The sequence below is a fragment of the Methanobrevibacter thaueri genome, from assembly GCF_015062915.1.
Lineage (GTDB): Archaea > Methanobacteriota > Methanobacteria > Methanobacteriales > Methanobacteriaceae > Methanocatella > Methanocatella thaueri_B.
Genome location: NZ_SUTJ01000003.1, coordinates 110,145 through 125,213, shown reverse-complemented (window position 1 = coordinate 125,213; position 15,069 = coordinate 110,145). Strand labels below are relative to the sequence as shown.

At 36.7% G+C, this 15,069-nt stretch carries 15 protein-coding genes and 1 tRNA gene; 5 read left to right on the top strand and 11 right to left on the bottom strand.

The window, feature by feature from the left end:
- Nucleotides 1-2 precede the first annotated feature (2 nt).
- From E7Z78_RS03150 to E7Z78_RS03140, 3 genes are all read right to left on the bottom strand, one after another.
- Entirely contained in the window at nt 3-962 is a 960-nt protein-coding gene (locus E7Z78_RS03150) for a transcription initiation factor IIB (RefSeq protein ID WP_303723731.1), read from the bottom strand.
- A 17-nt stretch (nt 963-979) separates the two neighbouring features.
- Nucleotides 980-1,267 (bottom strand): Gar1/Naf1 family protein, encoded by a 288-nt coding sequence (locus E7Z78_RS03145; protein WP_303723730.1) that lies wholly within the window; start codon nt 1,265-1,267, stop codon nt 980-982.
- Between the two features lie 110 nt (nt 1,268-1,377).
- The gene (locus E7Z78_RS03140) at nt 1,378-2,121 is read right to left on the bottom strand and encodes an RraA family protein (protein ID WP_303723729.1); all 744 of its coding nucleotides are present in this window, start codon (nt 2,119-2,121) and stop codon (nt 1,378-1,380) included.
- 434 nt (nt 2,122-2,555) lie between these two features.
- On the opposite strand from E7Z78_RS03140, the gene dnaG reads away from it, so the two are divergent.
- The 5 genes from dnaG (at nt 2,556) to E7Z78_RS03115 (ending at nt 6,277) form a co-directional block, all read left to right on the top strand.
- On the top strand, nt 2,556-3,803 hold the full coding sequence (gene dnaG, locus E7Z78_RS03135) for a DNA primase DnaG (protein ID WP_303723728.1): 1,248 nt from the start codon (nt 2,556-2,558) through the stop codon (nt 3,801-3,803).
- Nucleotides 3,804-3,885: 82 nt separating this feature from the next.
- Nucleotides 3,886-4,488, top strand: a complete 603-nt coding sequence (locus E7Z78_RS03130) for a biotin transporter BioY (protein ID WP_369693463.1) — start codon at nt 3,886-3,888, stop codon at nt 4,486-4,488.
- A gap of 51 nt (nt 4,489-4,539) precedes the next feature.
- On the top strand, nt 4,540-4,926 hold the full coding sequence (locus E7Z78_RS03125) for a DUF1284 domain-containing protein (protein WP_303723726.1): 387 nt from the start codon (nt 4,540-4,542) through the stop codon (nt 4,924-4,926).
- A 68-nt stretch (nt 4,927-4,994) separates the two neighbouring features.
- Nucleotides 4,995-5,066, top strand: a tRNA-Gln gene (locus E7Z78_RS03120).
- Between the two features lie 26 nt (nt 5,067-5,092).
- Complete coding sequence (locus E7Z78_RS03115; RefSeq protein WP_303723725.1) at nt 5,093-6,277, top strand: ATP-grasp domain-containing protein; 1,185 nt, start codon at nt 5,093-5,095, stop codon at nt 6,275-6,277.
- Nucleotides 6,278-6,545: 268 nt separating this feature from the next.
- On the opposite strand, the gene E7Z78_RS03110 is transcribed toward E7Z78_RS03115, so the two are convergent.
- From E7Z78_RS03110 to E7Z78_RS03075, 8 genes are all read right to left on the bottom strand, one after another.
- Complete coding sequence (locus E7Z78_RS03110; RefSeq protein WP_303723724.1) at nt 6,546-7,229, bottom strand: V-type ATP synthase subunit D; 684 nt, start codon at nt 7,227-7,229, stop codon at nt 6,546-6,548.
- A 27-nt stretch (nt 7,230-7,256) separates the two neighbouring features.
- Nucleotides 7,257-8,648: a V-type ATP synthase subunit B gene (locus E7Z78_RS03105; RefSeq protein ID WP_303723723.1), complete on the bottom strand. Its 1,392-nt coding sequence runs from the start codon at nt 8,646-8,648 to the stop codon at nt 7,257-7,259.
- 2 nt (nt 8,649-8,650) lie between these two features.
- Nucleotides 8,651-10,393, bottom strand: a complete 1,743-nt coding sequence (locus tag E7Z78_RS03100) for an ATP synthase subunit A (RefSeq protein ID WP_303723722.1) — start codon at nt 10,391-10,393, stop codon at nt 8,651-8,653.
- Nucleotides 10,390-10,707, bottom strand: coding sequence for a V-type ATP synthase subunit F (locus tag E7Z78_RS03095; protein ID WP_303723721.1), 318 nt, complete (start codon nt 10,705-10,707; stop codon nt 10,390-10,392). Before E7Z78_RS03095 ends, E7Z78_RS03100 begins: the two co-directional genes overlap by 4 nt.
- Nucleotides 10,704-11,858 carry a V-type ATP synthase subunit C gene (locus E7Z78_RS03090; RefSeq protein WP_303723720.1) on the bottom strand — a complete coding sequence of 385 codons (1,155 nt, stop codon included), beginning with the start codon at nt 11,856-11,858 and terminating at the stop codon, nt 10,704-10,706. The genes E7Z78_RS03095 and E7Z78_RS03090 overlap by 4 nt, the downstream gene beginning before the upstream one ends.
- A 15-nt stretch (nt 11,859-11,873) precedes the next feature.
- Nucleotides 11,874-12,491 carry a V-type ATP synthase subunit E gene (locus tag E7Z78_RS03085; protein WP_303723719.1) on the bottom strand — a complete coding sequence of 206 codons (618 nt, stop codon included), beginning with the start codon at nt 12,489-12,491 and terminating at the stop codon, nt 11,874-11,876.
- Between the two features lie 13 nt (nt 12,492-12,504).
- Nucleotides 12,505-12,990, bottom strand: coding sequence for a V-type ATP synthase subunit K (locus E7Z78_RS03080; protein ID WP_069573492.1), 486 nt, complete (start codon nt 12,988-12,990; stop codon nt 12,505-12,507).
- A gap of 65 nt (nt 12,991-13,055) precedes the next feature.
- Nucleotides 13,056-15,059 (bottom strand): V-type ATP synthase subunit I, encoded by a 2,004-nt coding sequence (locus tag E7Z78_RS03075; protein WP_303723718.1) that lies wholly within the window; start codon nt 15,057-15,059, stop codon nt 13,056-13,058.
- Between the last annotated feature and the right edge of the window lie 10 nt (nt 15,060-15,069).

Sequence of the window (15,069 nt, the reverse complement as noted above, 5' to 3'; positions counted from 1 at the left end):
AACTATAAAGTTACACCCATTTCTAGTTGTTCTGTTAATTCCTTGTACCTGTTACGGATTGTTACTTCAGTAACACCAGCAATGTCTGCCACATCCCTTTGTGTTTTTCTCTCACCGAGTAAAACGGATGCAATGTATAATGCAGCTGCTGCCACACCAGTAGGTCCTCTACCGGAAGTTAATCCTTTTTCCATTGCCTTTTCAATGATTTCAATGGCCTTGGATTGTGCTTCACCAGACAGTCCAAGTTCTGATGCGAATCTTGGCACATAGTCAACAGGTGAAGTTGGCGGTAATTTAATGTTCAGTTCACGGGTTAGGAACCTGTAGGTCCTTCCAACCTCTTTTTTGGTTACACGTGAAACATCCGCAATTTCATCTAGAGTACGTGGAACGTTACAACGTCTGCATGCCGCATATAATGATGCTGCCACTACTCCTTCAATACTTCTTCCTCTGATTAACTTGTTGTCCACTGCACTTCTATATACCACACTTGCAGCTTCCCTTACGCTTCTTGGAAGTCCTAATCTTGAGGAGTCACGGTCAAGTTCACTTAAAGCGAATGCAAGGTTTCTTTCTGTAGCTCCGGAAATCCTGATTTTCCTTTGCCATTTTCTTAGTCTGTACCATTGAGCCCTGTTTCTTGCAGGAATGTCACGACCGTAGATATCCTTGTTTCTCCAGTCAATCATGGTACTTAAACCTTTATCGTGAATGGTGTATGTAATTGGTGCTCCCACCCTTGTACGTTTGTCTCTTTGTTCATGGTCGAATGCTCTCCATTCAGGACCCATGTCTACAAGGTTTTCATCAATAACTAATCCACAACGGGAACATACTACTTCTGCTCTTTCATAGTCACCAATTAATTCTGTTGAACCACATTCAGGACATACTGTTTGTTTAGAATCGTCGTAAACATCACTTGATCTTCTATTTTCGACTTCTGATTTGCGCACTCTTTTAGGAGTTTCTTTTACTTTCTGTGGCGTGGTCTCATCCTCCTTTTGTTATGTTTTTTAGATTTTGGTTTTGATACAAATAGTTTTTCACCACTATTCTTTTGAATCTCATCCCTATTCGCTGACTTGAATAGGCGAATGGAGATATATGGTTTTTTTGTAGGTCCGAATACATAGCTGACCTTTCCTATCTTGTTTTTCTTGCTGTCAAAAACAATTCCACCTGGTGAAGGTGTTTTATCAGATCTTGCTATCAATTTACCTGAGTTTGCTACATGCAAACTGTTACCTAAAAATTTCATAAAATCAAACTTAAAATCAAATCTGTATCATTTATATAATTAGAAATAGGTTATATATAAATGTATCGATATATTTATATATAAAAATTGATTTCTATTTAAATGTTTTTCTATTTTTTCGCAAGGCCAACTATCTCTGCCAGAGTCTTGCCGTCAGCGATGTCGCTGATGATATTTGATTCCTTGATCTTTACTGCAAGGCTTGCGGCCATGGTCTTTGCAAACAGTTCCTTAGGTATGATGACAATGCCTGTTTCATCACCGAAGAAGAAGTCTCCAGGATTTACCTTAAAGCCGTCAATGTCAATGGATTCATTAAGACTGCCCAGTCCCAAAGCGGAACCTGCATTCGGACAGAATTCACTTGCAAAAATCGGATAATCCATGTATAACAATGCGTCAAGATCACGGGCTGCACCATATATTACGGTGGCCTTGATTCCATTGTCCCTTGCGCATGTGGATGCAAGCTCTCCCCAAATTGCCTTGTCATCACCGTTGACCTTGAAAAACAGTATGTCTCCAGGGCTTGCAGCATCGATTGCAAGGGCAGATGTTCCCCAGTCGTCGCAGTCGGTTTCGGCAGTGAATATTGTTCCCCAAACCTTTTGGTTATTGATTGGTTTTATTGATTGGATGACGCCTGACCTTCTTGTAAATCCGTTGAATGCATCGGATATCTGGCAGGCGGATAAGTTTTCGAGTAAGGATTGCAGATTAATATATTCGTCGTAATTTTTTCCATTGTACTGCAAATCGTCAATGGTCACATTATCTATGTTAATTTTATCAATGTTGACACGTTTGTTTAAATTTTTATTTCTATTTAAAACATCACTTGGACTTATTGACATAATTCATCACTTCATTAATATATTATCCTCCAATATTAAAATACATTTCACATATTTTATATATTAGTTTATCCAAAATATTATTTGGAGTATTGAAAAATATACTTAAAATCATTATATGCTCATAGAGTTTATTTACATTTATTCAATTATTTATAATTATTATTATTAATTAATCAAAAGACAGGAGAAAAATTTATTATTAAGGCAAAATCAAGTTATAAAAATTATATTATTCAAACCAAAAATAGATAAAAATAGTAATACCTTAATAGTAACAATCTCCAAATGTATTAACTCTTTTTAGTGTATAAAAGGTCAAAAAGACCAAAAAATTATCGTATAATTTATGCAAGTTACTCGCCTAAAAATAATTTATATTTTTAGTTTATTACATAAATTATCCCGATTTTATAAGCTTAGGAGGCTTAAATATGGGAAAAGGTGAAGAATTAACAACAACAAAATATTTAATCCATGCTCAAATTACTGCCAATGGTATTGTTGAAAAACCAGATGTTGTTGGTGCAGTATTTGGGCAAACTGAAGGTTTACTTAGTAACGATTTAGATTTAAGAGAACTCCAAAGAACTGGAAGAATCGGAAGAATCCAAGTCAACATCCACTCCAACAGTGGAAGGGCAAAAGGAGAAATCGTAATTCCTTCCAGTTTAGACAGGGTTGAAACTGCCATACTCGCTGCATCACTTGAAACCATCAACAGGGTGGGTCCATGTGAAGCAGAAATCCACACTTCAAAAGTTGAGGATGTAAGAGCTGTCAAAAGGGAGCAAGTCGTCAACCGTGCAAAAGAAATCTACAAGAACATGGTTGAAAGCGTTGGTCCAACCAGCATGAGAATGATTGAGGAAGTAAGGGAAGCAATGAGAGTTCATGAAATTTCCGAATACGGTGAAGACCGCCTTCCAGCTGGTCCAAGCATACACACTTCTGACGCAATCATTGTTGTGGAAGGACGCAGCGACGTATTGAACCTCCTCAAATACGGCATTAAGAATACCGTTGCAGTGGAAGGAGTAAGCGTTCCTAGATCCATTGGAGAGTTAAGTAAAAAAAGGACCACAACCGCATTTGTAGATGGAGACAGAGGCGGAGAATTGATCCTAAAAGAATTGTTGCAAATTGGTGATGTGGACTATATCACTCGCGCACCTAAAGGAAAAGAAGTTGAAGACCTTGAAAAGGACGAAGTTCTTGTTGCGCTTAGAGACAAAGTCCCTACAGCACAGTTCCTTGCATCAACCAATATCTTGAACGACAACAATAACAACAACAAGAAAAGAGAAAACAATAGGAACAACAGGAAAAACCAAAGGTACAACCGCAATAATAAACAGCACCAGCCTGTAAAAGAACCGGAACCTGTCATAGAGGATGATGAAGTCAGCCTCATGAAAGACATGCTTAAAGAATTTGAAGGAACAGGTTGCGGAGCTATCTTGGATGAAGCATTGAATATGACCAAAGAGGTGGAAGTCGAAAACATCTATGAGGAAATCAAGAATATTGAAGGCACCGCCGATACCGTAATATTCGATGGAGTCATTTCACAAAGATTAGTTGATGTTGCATCTGAAAAAGGAATTAACAAATTGGTTGCTTTCAAATCAATGAACATTGTTAAAAAGCCACAAAACGTTAAATTAATAACTATTCAGTAAACATTGAACTATATGAAATAATAAATATCATTATTAATTAAATGATTAATTGGGATTCAAAATTGGAGGAGAATAAATGAATATAAATATGGAAAATTATTATAGTACTAGGAAAAACGTTTTTGAAAGAATTCAAGATGCTAGTACCGCCACCAAGATTTTAATGTCATTGATGATGGCATGCTTTACTGGTATAATGGCTCAAATCATTATCCCACTCCCATGGACTCCAGTTCCAATTACTGCCCAAACATTTGCAGTATTATGTTCTGGACTATTCTTAGGTAAAAAATATGGATGCCTAAGCCAAATCTTTTATGTTGTTTTAGGTGCTGCATTCATCCCTTGGTTCGGTGGAATGACCGGAGGACTTGAAGTATTATTAGGTTCTACTGGAGGATTCCTTTTAGGATTCGTTATTGCATCTTACTTTGTTGGATTAATTACTGAAAAGTATGCTCATGCACGCAGCTTTAGAAAAATGGTTGTAGTCATTGCAATCGCAAACTTCGCATTGATCTACATTCCTGGTTTAGCAGGTCTTGCATTATTCCTTGCATCACAAGGAACCAGTGTCGGAATCGTTGACCTTTTAATGATGGGATTAATTCCATTCATTGCTGGAGACATTGTAAAGATTGTGGGCGCTGCATCAGTATCCAAAGTATTTTTACCAAAAGACTAAAAAAAAAGTTTTTAAACTTTTTTTCTTTTTTTATTATTTTTACTGATTTTAATGAAACTTGTTTTAAGAGGTCATCACCTGTTGTGCCTTAAGGGCTTTCAGGGTTATGGCTATGATGAAAACTTCACCCGAAACATGACTGAAGTCAATAGGCTTAGAAAACAGCCTGGAACAGTCATCTCATTGACATCCTCACCTGATGACATCTGTGCTGAATGCCCAAACCTTAAGGATGGTCTTTGTGAAGATGAAAAGCAGAACAAAAGAATTGTTCATATGGATGAGGAAGTGCTGAAACATCTGGACATTTCCATGGAATACGACTCAGTTGAACTGTTTGAGAAAATTGATGAGATTTTCACAAGCAAAAAGAGCGTTTCTGAAATATGCACCAACTGTTTATGGCATGAGCAATGCCTATTTTATCAAAAGTTGTAAAATTACCGATAAATTTAAATACTACATAATAAAGATATATTAAATGTTGTACACAGTACAATTACGATAGTCCCGTAGGGTAGTGGTAATCCTTCTAGGCTTTGGACCCGGAGACGGCGGTTCGACTCCGCTCGGGACTACTAAAAACTTTTTTTACTGATATTTTATGGAAAAGCTATTACTTATTGGAATTGATACAAGAAGTATGCTTAACAGTGCATTAAAACTAGATTACGATGTGTATTCCACCAGCTATTTTTCAACTTCAGACACACCAACCATTGAAAACCAAAAGATCATATTGAATGAAAGTGACGGTGAAAGCTGCGGAGTGTTTGAAGATCAGTTCAACCCAGAAACATTACTGGAAGTGTCAAAGGACTACCTTGATGAGGTTGACCATATCATTCCAATTTCAGGCATATCCCCAACAGACTTTCCAAAACGTCACCAAAAAAAGATTCTTGGAAACACTGACATTGGAAATATTGAGGATAAGTATAAATTCTATAATGAAATCAAGGATGAATTTCTAACTCCTATGACTTTTAGTGTGAATGATATAGGTGAAGCCATTGAGATAAATAATTCTCATCCGGAAAGTCAATTTATTTTAAAACCCCTTCAAGGAAGTGGGGGTTATGATGTAAACCTACTGAATAATGATAGTGACTTTGAATTTAATGGTAGAGAATTTATCCTTCAGGAATATGTTGATGGAATTAGCCTAAGCTCATCAGTGCTTGCAAGCAAAAGTGATGCAAAGGCCATAACACACACCAGACTATTGACAATGAATGACTTTGAACACAACAGCAGTTTCGTGTATGTGGGAAACATCCTCCCCTTGACTGAAAAGTCAATCATGGCAAATGTTGGAAACCTTGATGAGATCATAACCCTCATGAAACACACAAGTGAGAAACTGGCTGAAAAATTCAATCTGCTTGGATCAAATGGTGTGGATTATATCCTGAATGAAAATGGATTGTATGTCATTGAGATAAATCCGAGACTTCAGGGAACATTTGAATGTGTTGAAAAATCATATGGAATCAACATGCTCGAGGCACACATCAAGGCATGCCAGGGTGAAATAATAAACATTCCAAAACCACAATATTATTCCTATAAAAAAATAATCTATTCACCAAATAGAAACATGTATGAAAAAATCGACTTGGACAACATCTATGACCTGCCGCACATGGGATCCGTCACCGAAAAATCAGAACCTTTGCTTACAATCATAGATAATGATAAAGATTTTGAAAAATTATGTAAAAAAGTAGAATTATCCAGTAAAATAGTTAATGAAGCATCTATAAAATGCCAACTAGATAAAGAATAAACAATATTACTCCAATTGTTATCATAAAAGTAGTAATAATCATTGCACGAGTCATCCAGATAAATACTTTGGCCTTATTATCCGGGTCCTTCATATATTGGTCAATTGGATTTCTTTTCATTTTAAACACGTTTTCAATAATTTTCTAGTAAAAAAAATTTTTACAGTAACTAAGTTAAAATAATTTTTTTCAAGAATAAATCAATATTTTAAGTTTAATTAAAAAAATAATAAAAAATAAAAGAAAATGAGAAGAATTAAGAAAAATCTAAGCTTCTGCATTTTCAGCTTCTTTAGCTGCTGCAGCCTTTTCATTTTTCTCAATTGTAGACCTAATCATTTTCAATCTTACAAAGTTTTCCCTTTCCATTTCTTGGAGTCTCATATCAATATACTTTTCAGTATTTTGGAATCTTGGAATCATAATGTGCTCTAAAGCGTTTACTCTACGTTTAGTAGCTTCGATTTCCTCAGCAAGTAAGAAAATAGTTTTTTCCACTTCACCAAGTTCAATCAAGTACTTAAGAGATTCCTCGAATTTCTTTGCAGCTTCGTCTAATTGTATGGTGGTGTCAGAAAAGCCGTAACCCCTGTCAATGATGGATCTTTCTTCCATGTGGACATTGGTAACAGGCACTGCAACACCCATAACGCTCCTTGATGTGATTTCCACATCAATGGATTCTTTAACGGATAATGCTGCTTTTCTTACAGCCAAATCACCCATAGCAATTTGAGCTTCAACTAAAGCTTCATTTGCTTCTTTAAGACTTAATTCTGCATTTTCACGAATACCTTTGACACGATCCAAGATATCAAAAAACTCTTTGATTAATGCATCCCTTTTTTCCTTGAGTAAACCATGCCCTTTTACAGCTAGTTTAGTCCTGTTTTTAAGAGATAATAATTCCATACGAGTTGGATTAATTCCATCTATAATATCTTGTGCCATTTAATCACCTACATTACTGTAATGAGATTAGTCATCTTTTGGAAGGTATTGTTCAATAAATTCTTCTTTAACCCTTTTGAGTTCAGCTTTAGGTAAGATTTTAAGTAAACTCCAACCAAGGTCTAATGTTTCGAAGATAGTCCTGTCTTCATCTTTACTTTGAGTAATGAATTGGTCTTCGAATGCTTGAGCAAACTCTAAGAATTTTTGGTCTCTTTCAGTAAGAGCTTCTTCCCCTACAACCGCAACGAGGTCTCTTAATTCACGACCTTCTGCATATGCAGAATAGAGTTGGTCAGATACTCCACTGTGGTCATCACGAGTTTTTTCTCCACCGATACCACCACTCATCAAACGAGAAAGTGAAGGAAGTACGTCTACAGGAGGGTAAATACCTTTCCTTGAGATTTCCCTACTTAATACTATTTGTCCTTCGGTAATATAACCGGTTAAGTCAGGAATTGGGTGAGTAATATCGTCTTGTGGCATAACTAAGATAGGCATTTGAGTAATTGAACCTTCTTTACCGTCAATACGTCCTGCCCTTTCATAAATACCTGCGAGGTCAGTGTACATGTAACCAGGGTAACCTCTTCTTCCAGGTACTTCTTCTCTTGCTGCGGAAATTTCCCTTAATGCTTCACAGTAGTTGGTCATATCTGTTAAGATAACCAATACTTGCATACCTAATGTGAATGCGTAGTATTCAGCAGTGGTTAATGCCATTTTTGGAGTTAAGATCCTTTCAATAGCAGGGTCGTCTGCTAAGTTCATGAATACTGTTAATTTTTCTAAAGCTCCAGTACGTTCAAAGTCTCTCATAAAGAAGTTTGCTTCTTCGTTGGTAATACCCATAGCAGCGAAAATTACTGCGAATTCGTCGTCTGCTCCTAATACTTTAGCTTGTCTTGCAATTTGCACAGCTAAGTCGTTGTGAGGTAAACCAGATCCTGAGAAAATAGGTAATTTTTGACCTCTTACTAATGTGTTCATTCCGTCAATGGTAGAGATACCAGTTTGAATAAATTCTTCTGGGAATTCACGGGATGCAGGGTTCATTGGTGCCCCGTTAATATCTAATTCTTCATCAGGAATAATTTCAGGTCCGCCGTCAATAGGTTTACCGATACCGTTAAAGATACGTCCCATCATGTCTCTGGATACACCGATTTTTGCGGTTTGACCAGTGAATCTGGTTTTTGTATCTTTAGTGTTTAAATCATTAGTTCCTTCGAAAACTTGAATAACAGCAACATCTTTAGTTACTTCTAGAACTTGTCCACTTCTTTTTTCACCAGTAGGTGTTTCAATATCTACAATTTCATTGTAACCAACGCCTTCTACTCCTTCAACAACCATTAAAGGACCTGAGACTTCAGATACAGTAGTATATTCTCTAGTTTTAATATTTGTATTCATTTTTAAGCCTCACTGCATTGTTTAGTAATTGCGGATTGAATTTCTGCGATTTTTGCATCAAATTCATCTTGTGGAATATATTTCATTTTACCGATTTCTTCTTTAACAGGTAATGCTACAATGTTTGCGATTGGAGCTCCTCTGTTAACTGCTGCAAGAGATTCTTTGTAGAATAATAAAATGGTTTTTAACATTTTGTACTGTTTGTCAGGTGCACAGTATGTATCTACATCGTCAAATGCGTTTTGTTGTAAGAAATCTTCTCTTAACATACGGGTAGTTTCTAATGTAGCTTGGTCAGTTTCTGGTAATGCATCAGGACCAACTAATTGTACAATTTCTTGTAACTCTGATTCTTTTTGTAATAAACTCATAGCTTGGTCACGAGTTGCTCTCCAATCTGCTGCTACATTTTCAGCCCACCAGCCTTCAATACTGTCTACATATAATGAGTAACTTTGTAACCAGTCGATTGAAGGGAAGTGACGTTTATCTGCGAGAGATGCATCTAACGCCCAGAACACTTTACAGATACGTAAGGTGTTTTGAGTAACAGGTTCGGATAAGTCCCCACCAGGAGGTGATACTGCTCCAACTACTGAAATAGAAGCAACGTTTGGTTCAGTTCCAATAGTTTTTACTCTTCCTGCTCTTTCGTAGAATTGTGCTAATCTGGATGCTAAGTATGCTGGGTAACCTTCTTCCCCTGGCATTTCTTCTAATCTTCCAGAAATCTCCCTCATAGCTTCAGCCCATCTTGAGGTTGAATCTGCCATGAGCGCTACGTCGTAACCTTGATCACGGTAATATTCTGCAATAGTAATACCAGTGTATACACATGCTTCACGAGCTGCTACCGGCATGTTTGAAGTGTTAGCAATAAGAACGGTTCTGTCCATCAATGGGTTACCAGTCTTAGGGTCGTCGAGGAATGGGAATTCGGTAAGTACTTCAGTCATTTCGTTACCACGTTCTCCACATCCGATGTATACAACGATGTCTGCGTCTGCCCATTTAGCTAATTGTTGTTGGGTAACTGTTTTACCTGATCCGAAAGGACCTGGAATAGCAGCTGCCCCTCCTTTAGCTACGGAGAAGAAAGTGTCTTGTGCCCTTTGTCCAGTTACTAATGGTACGTCTGGATCTAATTTTTCGATGTAAGGACGACTTCTTTTTACAGGCCATTTTTGGAGCATTTGGATTTTTTCTCCATCAACTGCTGCAATGTCTTCGAGTACAGTGTATTCGCCTTCTGCTGCGATTTCTGTAACTTCCCCTTCCATAGTTGGAGGAACCATGATTTTGTGTAAAACTGCGGTAGTTTCTTGTACTTCACCAAGCACATCTCCGCCTTTTACTTTGTCTCCCACTTTAGCTACTGGTTTAAATGCCCATTTTTTCTCTTTGTTGATTGAGTCTACGTCAATACCTCTAGCAATGAAGTCACCAGATTCTTCTCTGATGATTCTTAAAGGTCTTTGAATTCCGTCGAAAATGGAACTCATTACACCTGGACCGAGTTCTACTGACAATGGACCACCAGTACATTCAACTACTTCACCCGGTTGAATACCGGCTGTTTCTTCATATACTTGGATAGTTGCGGTGTCACCTTCTAATTCGATGATTTCTCCGATAAGCTTTTCGTCACCTACCCTAACCATCTCAAGCATCTGAGCCCCTCTCATACCATCTGCGATAATAACAGGCCCAGCAATCTTAATAATATTTCCTTCAATAATCATTTAACCATCTCTACCCCAATAACTCTTTTAATAAGGTCATTTATTTGATCAGATGAACCTTCAGAGGACCCATCTTTATCAGGTATTTCAATTATCATTGGTAAAACACTTGAACCAATTTTTCTATCAATGTGATTTCTTATTTCATTAGCCATTAATTGAGTAATGATAATAATTGAAATTTCTTCATCTAAAAATTTATCAAAAGCTGCGATAGCTTCGTCAGGAGTATTAACTACTTCTGCCTTTTTGACACCGCCTAACCTAAATCCTGAAACAGTGTCAATATCGCCTATAATTGCTACTGAACTCATATTAACATCTCCATGATTTTAGAATTAGGGAAGTCTGCTTCTCTTTTTGCCCTTGCAATAATTTTTAAATTCTTAATTTCATTTTCTTTTTGACTTAAATAACCAATAATTGGACCAATTCCTAATGGTTTTTTAGAAGCTAAAGATTTTGAATAGTCTGAAGTGTATTGATCTAATGCCTTTTCGAATACGGCAACTGAACCGGTTTCGTTGTAGACTGGCATTACGTCAGTCAATGCGTCGGCATATTTTGTACCTTCTAAACCAGAGACTACGTTAGTAACGTCTGGTGATTCCATTAAATCTTTAAGTTTCCATTCACGTAATTGGTACCCTTCTTCTAATATATAAGGAGAGATTGCATCATAATCAAGGCCATCCTCTTTTGCCCTTATAATTAGTTTTAGATTAGCTACATCAACTTGAGTTCCAACATATGAGTATAATATTTGTTTGTTTTCATCTGAAGGAACGTCAGTAGAACGTAATAACTTGCGTAAATAGTATTTATCTAAAGCTGATTCTAATGGAAGAATCATTTTAGTATCTTCATATTGTGGAAGAGCATCTTCTAATGCTGTTGCATATTCAGTACCATCTAAACCTGTTATGATATCGGTTACATTGTCGGAGTCAGCTAATGATTCTAACTCTTCGTATAATGAACCACAAGGAATTAATAATTCTCTTGTTTCTTCAGGGGAAAGACCAACTTCCTTAGCGGTTAAAAGACTTTTGATGTTGTCAATGTCTGTTTTCTTGGACATTGTAGCAAAAGGCTTTTTAATTTCCTTAGGAGCTAATCTTGCAACTAGATCATAAGTATTAGCACGTTCAACGTCTAATGCTTTGTCTAATGGATAGTCATCTAACACATCAGCGTAGTCAGGAGAACCTTTGAGATAGTTTTCAACTTCTTCGACATTGTTGGTTTCAACAAGTTCGGAGATTTGTTTTTCGTCAAATAGCCTTCCTTTTCTAGCTCTTGCTCTTGCACTTGGGTTAAGATAAGGATAAATGTCCAAAATTGGTCTGGATGTAATGATTACAACTACTGCACCTACAACAAGTATTGCGATTAAACAGAATACCAGGAAGGTTTCTTGTGTTAATCCCAATGAACCTATTAAGGTAGCAATTCCATCTGCCATAATTTATCCTCCTAATTATTTAAATAAAATTTCAGCAACTTCACTACGTAAGATACTTTTAAATCTTTCTAATCTAGCTTCAATAGTGTTATTTACTTCAATATCTCCATTAACGGTTTTTAAAACAGCTCCACCCATAGCATCAATAGGTTCACCTATTGTGAAATTGATTCCTTCTAATTGGAAAGAGTCTGCACCATCTGCAGATAATTCTTGTTTAATTTTATTTGTATCAGCTTCATTTAATTGAATAATTAAATCATTACCGCCGATTTCATCAGCAGCTTCTTTAATCATTTTACTTAATGAATCTTCATATTCATCGTCACCAGAAGAAGCTTTTGTTTTTAATTCTCCAATAGCTTGATTGAAAGCAGCTTCAATAACTTCTTCTTTAGCGCCCAATTCTGCTCTACGAGCATTCATCTTAGCTTCAGAGATAATTTGCTGATATCTCATATCAGATTGTTTTTTACCGTTTTCCAAAATTTTTGTTTTTTCAGCTTCGGCAGTTTTTTCAGCTTTTGCTTGAATAGCTGAAACTTCAGCATTTGCATCTTGAATGATTAAATCAGCTTTCTCTTGGGCTTCAGACATAATGCTTTCAACAATTTTACTTGTGCCTGAGCTCATATAAAATGCCTCCTTAACCTAAGATTCCACCGAATACCATAAGTAAAATAGCAATCAAGAAACCGTAAATAGCTTGTGTTTCTGGTAAAGCGGAGAAAATAATACCACGTGCGAACATATCATTATCTTCTACAATAGCACCAACGGAGGATGCTGCTGCCATACCTTGTCCCATACCGGAACCTAAACCTGCAAATCCAATGGATGCACCTACACCGATAGCAACAATACCTGCTTCAGTAGGTAATCCTTGTCCTCCACCGAGTAAACCGGAGAAAACTAATAATAAGATTGCAACCAAGAACCCGTAAATAGCCTGAGTTTCTGGCAATGCAGAGAAAATAATACCTCTTGCAAACATGTCATTGTCTTCTGCAACTGCACCAACAGATCCAGCAGCTGCCATACCTTGCCCTAAACCGGAACCTAATCCAGCAAAACCAATTGCTACTCCAGCACCAATAGCTGCTAAAGCAGTACCTAAAGCAATTTCTACCATATTTAATTCACCTTTGAAATAATATTGATTTTTTTAATTTAATTTAAGATATAAATGAAAAATTTTTAATTTTTAATTTTAGTAAATGTTCTTTTTGCTTTGAAAGCTTCGAATTTACCTTTACCTTCCATGAAGAATTGTGAGAAGAACTCTACATAGTTAAGACGTAAAGCGTTAATAAATGCACCTAATACTTGGAAAGCGAAGTTTGCAATGTGACCACCAATGAATATGATGATTGCTAAGATGAAACCAATGAATGGAATCATGTCGCCGACTAAGTTGGTCAAGATGTTAACGGTCATAGCAATACCACCGGTAGCTAAACATAAAGCTAAAAGACGTGCGTAAGATAAAACGTCTCCCATGTAACCGAAAATATCCATTACACCGTATGCACCGTTAGCCCATACTAACATTCCAATAGTTGCAACTATTAATATTCCACCTAATACCATACCAATCATTCCGATTGCAGGCATTAAGAATCCTAAAGCAAGTAAGATAATACCAGCTTCGAAAACAAACCAACAAATTTGAGAACCAATTGCGTCTTTAACATTACCGTATCTAAGGTTGTTAATAGCACCTAAAATAAATCCGATATTGGTGTAGATAAGACCAACAATGATAGCTATTATCAAAATAGTATCTGGATGTACAAATGCTTCAACCGCAGGAATTACAGTTGGTAAACGGTAACCTAACATTCTTTCCGGGAAGTCTCCCAGGAAACCGTTAGTTATAAGACCCAGCACAACTGACCACAGACCGGACCAGATTAAGATCCAACCAAATGAGTGCATTGATTCTTTAACTTTACCCATTCCTTTTAACAATAGCACACCAATGAGAGCTACAAGCAATCCATAAATTGAATCGGTCAAACAGAAACCGAAGAAGAATGGAAATGTGATTGCAACAAAAATTGTTGGGTCCATTGCATTGTAACGTACAGGGGAGTACATGTCAACAAGGTATTCGAATGGTTTTGCGTACCATCCATTTTGTTGTAGGATTGGAACATTTTCATCATCAGTACCTTCAACCTCTATTGTTTCAAAGGCACAATGTCCATCGGAACTTTTTTCAACAAGTTGTTCAACCTTTTCGGTATCTTTTACAGGTACCCATGCTTCAAGAACGTAAGCATCCTTGGTTTGAACAAATGATGAAAGAATTTCGTTCTTTTCTTTTTCATTTTCTAGTTGTTCTTTGAGCGCTAATATATCGTCATCCCATTGTTCTGCAACGGCTCTGAGTTCTGTTTTAACAGATGCCCTTTCAGATTCAATGGTCAAGAGTCTTGATTCAGCATTTGAAATGATCTGTTGAGGAGTACCTTCAACATCACCTACTTCAATTCTCTCAAAGTCGAATTTACGAAGTGTTGAATAAACATCATCACTAAATTCTTTTAATGTTACTGCAACGATAATTTCTCCTTCTTTATCATCCGCAGGAACAGTAAATATATCTAATTCATCAGTCAAGTTACTTAATTCATTTTTGATTTCTGAAGCAGATCCAGCATTAATCCTTCCAACAGTAGTAGAAGTGTACTTAGAATCTTTTAAATCAGCTAAATCCATGTCAAAATTAGACAAGCGATTAGCCAAAGTTATATTAGACTTGAGTTCACTTGTTTCAGCGTCGAGTGCGGAAAGTTTCCCTTCAATAACATTTGTTTTAGCTTCCACCTGGGATAGAGTGTCTTCAGCTTTTTCAATGAAAGCTTCAGTGTCTAACTTATCTATTTCTTTTGGAACTGGAACATCTGGACTAATAAAAGACATTGCTAAGTCTTTTAACCCATGGCCTTCTGATAAAGAATTTCCTAATAGTTCAGATATACCGTTTGTTTTCATAAGAAGTGAAGATAATTTACCAGTGTATGGAGTGGCTTTAGCAGGAGTTACTAATTCCGCTAATTCAGGATCTTGCTGAATGCTATCAGAAATATCACTGATTTGTATGAGCCCTGATTCGTGGAGAGCGTCCACTGTAGGAGCCACATACTTCTCCAGTGTTACTATTCTAATTTTTCGCATTCTAGCTGTCTTGAACATATAATCTCAC

Bases quoted from the DNA above. Each gene is read 5' to 3' on its own strand.
- E7Z78_RS03145 (WP_303723730.1), bottom strand. From the start codon at position 1,267: ATGAAATTTTTAGGTAACAGTTTGCATGTAGCAAACTCAGGTAAATTG.
- E7Z78_RS03140 (WP_303723729.1), bottom strand. From the start codon at position 2,121: ATGTCAATAAGTCCAAGTGATGTTTTAAATAGAAATAAAAATTTAAAC.
- dnaG (WP_303723728.1), top strand. From the start codon at position 2,556: ATGGGAAAAGGTGAAGAATTAACAACAACAAAATATTTAATCCATGCT.
- E7Z78_RS03125 (WP_303723726.1), top strand. From the start codon at position 4,540: ATGAAACTTGTTTTAAGAGGTCATCACCTGTTGTGCCTTAAGGGCTTT.
- E7Z78_RS03115 (WP_303723725.1), top strand. From the start codon at position 5,093: ATGGAAAAGCTATTACTTATTGGAATTGATACAAGAAGTATGCTTAAC.
- E7Z78_RS03110 (WP_303723724.1), bottom strand. From the start codon at position 7,229: ATGGCACAAGATATTATAGATGGAATTAATCCAACTCGTATGGAATTA.
- E7Z78_RS03105 (WP_303723723.1), bottom strand. From the start codon at position 8,648: ATGAATACAAATATTAAAACTAGAGAATATACTACTGTATCTGAAGTC.
- E7Z78_RS03100 (WP_303723722.1), bottom strand. From the start codon at position 10,393: ATGATTATTGAAGGAAATATTATTAAGATTGCTGGGCCTGTTATTATC.
- E7Z78_RS03095 (WP_303723721.1), bottom strand. From the start codon at position 10,707: ATGAGTTCAGTAGCAATTATAGGCGATATTGACACTGTTTCAGGATTT.
- E7Z78_RS03090 (WP_303723720.1), bottom strand. From the start codon at position 11,858: ATGGCAGATGGAATTGCTACCTTAATAGGTTCATTGGGATTAACACAA.
- E7Z78_RS03085 (WP_303723719.1), bottom strand. From the start codon at position 12,491: ATGAGCTCAGGCACAAGTAAAATTGTTGAAAGCATTATGTCTGAAGCC.
- E7Z78_RS03080 (WP_069573492.1), bottom strand. From the start codon at position 12,990: ATGGTAGAAATTGCTTTAGGTACTGCTTTAGCAGCTATTGGTGCTGGA.
- E7Z78_RS03075 (WP_303723718.1), bottom strand. From the start codon at position 15,059: ATGTTCAAGACAGCTAGAATGCGAAAAATTAGAATAGTAACACTGGAG.